The 3620-nt window shown below is 38.7% G+C and carries 2 protein-coding genes; both read left to right on the top strand.

Annotation, left to right across the window (positions count from 1 at the left end):
• The coding region (locus tag Q0L68_RS17925; protein WP_296705633.1) for a TonB-dependent receptor at positions 1 to 2329 on the top strand (2329 nt) is incomplete at its 5' end.
• 284 nt (positions 2330 to 2613) lie between these two features.
• On the top strand, positions 2614 to 3620 hold a 1007-nt coding region (locus Q0L68_RS17930; protein ID WP_296705634.1), incomplete at its 3' end, for an APC family permease.

The following is a 3620-nucleotide window of genomic DNA, read 5'->3' on the forward strand; positions in this document are numbered from 1 at the left end:
CTCAGGGAAAATTATAGATAAGACATCCAATGAGGCACTGTCTTATGTGAATGTATTATTGAAAAAAGCCTCAGATAGCAGCTTTGTAACAGGTGCTATTTCTGATGAAGCAGGACTTTTCACTCTAGTAGATATAACTCCTGGAGACTATGAATTAGAAGCTAGTTTTTTAGGTTTTGAAACTTTAAGACAAGAAATTTTTGTCGGATCAAGTTCAGCTTTTTTAAATCTTGGAGATATTTCTATGACTAGCTCATACCAGGAATTAGGAGCAGTGGAAGTTGTGGGACAAGCTGAGGCGATTAGTAATAAGCTAGATAAGAAAACCTACGATTTGAGTCAAAACATAAGTCAAAGTGGCGGCTCCGTTCTTCAGGCCATGTCGAATCTTCCCGGAGTGACGGTTCAGGAAGGAAAAGTTCAGATCAGAGGAAATGACAGAGTAGCTGTTTTGATCGATGGAAAACAAACTGCTTTGACCGGTTTTGGCAATCAAACAGGACTGGATAATCTCCCGTCCTCTTCAGTGGAAAGAATTGAAATTATCAATAACCCTTCTGCGAAATTTGATGCTAATGGGAATGCAGGAATCATCAATATCATTTTGAAGAAAGAGAAGCAAGAAGGATTTAACGGTACAGTTGGCTTGGCGCTAGGTCTTGGGGCTAATTGGGAGAAAAAAGCCAACCTCCCAGATATTAGGCCCCAGTATAAAAACACCCCAAAAATCAATCCTTCTATCTCTCTCAATTACAGAAAAGAAGATGTGAATTTTTTCATTTCGGCAGATAACCTTTATACCCAAACACTCAATAAAAACGAGTTTGTCACCAGAACTTATGACGATGGAAGTGTCATCAACCAGCAACTTAAAAGAAACAGGAATACAAACTTCCTAACAACTAGAGCAGGAATGGATTGGTCCATCAATCCATCGAATACATTGACTATTTCTGGACTTTTCGGCAGCGAGAAAATCATCGATAGAGGAGATCAACCATTTTTTAATGAAGATTTTTCTGAGCGTTTAAGACTTTGGCAGTTTCTGGAAGATGAGCTAAAAATCACTGCTATGGGTACAGCAGCTTTTCAACATAAGTTTATTGACCCTGGCCATACTCTTTCCGCAGGTCTCAATTATACGTTTCATCGAGAAGATGAACAGTATTTCTTCACCAATACACTTCCCACTTCTATAGGTGAAGATGCTTTCAAATTACTTTCCGATGAAAATGTGGTCGATGTAACTCTTGACTATGTGAAGCCTTTGAAAAATGGACGATTGGAAACTGGATTGAAATTCAGAAGAAGATGGATTCCTACTAATATGCAATTTTTTCCCGGTGAAAATTCTCCCATAGATTCTCTTGCCGGAGGTGCGGCAACCTACAAAGAAACCATCCCTGCGGTTTATGGAAATTATGTTTTTGAATCAAAAAAAATAGAGGCTGAAATTGGAGTTAGACTGGAATATATCAAGTTGAATTATGAAGTAAACCCAAATCATCCAACTTATAAGAGTGATGGATATAATTACTTCCAGCCATTTCCAAACACTAGAATTTCATACAAGGTTAATGAACTGAATAAAATTACAGCTTCCTATAATCGTAGAGTAGATAGGCCAAATGAAGTAGATATCCGAATCTTCCCAAAATACGATGACGCAGAAATTATTAAAGTTGGAAATCCTGCCCTGAAACCGCAATTCACAAATTCTTATGAGTTGGGGTGGAAAACTACCTGGAATACTGGATCACTTTATTCAGCAATTTATCATAGGATGGTTGATGGTACCATTACTAGAATTTCCACTACCTATGGCGACAGCAAATTGATTTATGCTATTTTTCAAAATGCGGGAAAAAGCTACAATACCGGACTTGAAGTTATCTGGGATCAGGATGTAAATGACTGGTATTCCTTTGATCTGAATCTGATAGGTTACCACAATCAGATTGATGCGTTTACTGTGGAGAACCTTTATCCCGAACCTCATATTTTCACCGCTGAAAAGCAGGAAATTTTTTCAGGAAATTTGAAATGGAATTCGAAATTTAAATTCAATGAAAACTTTACCGGGCAGTTAACGGCAATTTACCTCGCTCCGGATGTTATTCCTCAAGGAAAAATAGAGAGTAGGTTTTCCTTAGACTTAGGCTTGAAAAAGGTGATCCAAGATGGAAATGGCGAATTCTTTTTTAATGCAACTGATTTGCTGAATACCATGATCATTAAGAAAACTGTGGATGGAAATGATTTTAGCTACACAAGCGCAGATTATTATGAGACACAAGTTTTCAGAGTTGGATATAGCTATAAATTTTAGAGAATTCTCAATGATTCCATTAAGTATTAGCATGGATTCAGCCTCAAAATCCTGTATATAAACATCCTTTTTTTAAAGGAAAATTGTAAGATTTTCTACCCAACTTCTAACAATGGTTCACGCCCGAGGATAAGAATTTAAAGCCTTAAGGATAAAATTCTCAAAGGTTTTTTAATCTTGTGATTGAAAAGCGAATTTTAAAATCTTGGATTTTGGTTTTTTAATGGAAAATCATCGCAAATTCATTCAGCTTATCAGGATAAATCAAAATTGAAACACCTCTTTTGAGTACGACTAAATTAACAAGACAAATGGGGCTTCTAGCCCTGATTGCCACAGGGGTTTGTTCCATGTTGGGAGCTTCCATCAACGTGGTTCCTTTTATGATCCAGCGGAACGTCCCTGGAATTGGGCCCTACGTATTACCGGCATTCCTTTTTGCTGCCATACCTGCGCTTTTTGCGGCTTTGGCCTATGGGATTTTAGCTTCCGCAATGCCGAGAGCAGGCGGCAGTTACATATATGCCAGTCGAGGTCTCAATCCCTATTTAGGATTTGTGGCCAGCTTTTCGCAATGGTTCGGACTATCGATTGTAATTGGTGTCATCGCCTATATCACCGTTCCTTTTATCCGAGATGTCACTACGAGTTTTGGTTGGGAAAGTATTTCAAATTCATTGGAAGTTGGATGGATAAGAGTCGGAATTGCTTTAGGCCTTATCTGGGGTTTTGTGGCAGTTAACATTCGCGGATTAAAATCCTACGAACGCTTTCTTTTGCCCATGATGTTTTTAATGTTTGCTCTTGGAGGGATTGTAATCATTTCGGGACTTTTTTTCAATTCTTCTGATTTTTTAACTGCACTTCAAGAAAAAGAAGGAAGAACCTTTGAACCTGTCACTGAAATTGCCTTTGATTGGCGCGTTTTTTTGTCAGCAGCGGCATTGTTGTTTTCCAGTTTTATTGGCTTTGATTCCATCGCACAGGCAGGAGGAGAAGCTAAGAACCCAACAAAGAATTTGCCCTTAGCTATCTTGCTTGCCATCGTGGGTGTAGGATGTTTTTACTTTTTGTTTTCTTCCGCAGTATATCATATCGTCCCTTGGAGTTTTGTGGCAGCTGAAGCCATGGAAAAAGACATTACAGCTCCGGGACTCTTAAGCTTCGTGCTACCTTCTGGTTGGGGAATCGCCATATTGGTTGGTGCTGCCATTGCATTAATCAATGATTTACCTGCGATGCTCTTATCCGTTTCGAGACTGATGTTTGCCTGGGCAAAAGATGGTATTTT

The organism is Algoriphagus sp., assembly GCF_024642405.1.
Taxonomy (GTDB): Bacteria; Bacteroidota; Bacteroidia; order Cytophagales; family Cyclobacteriaceae; genus Algoriphagus.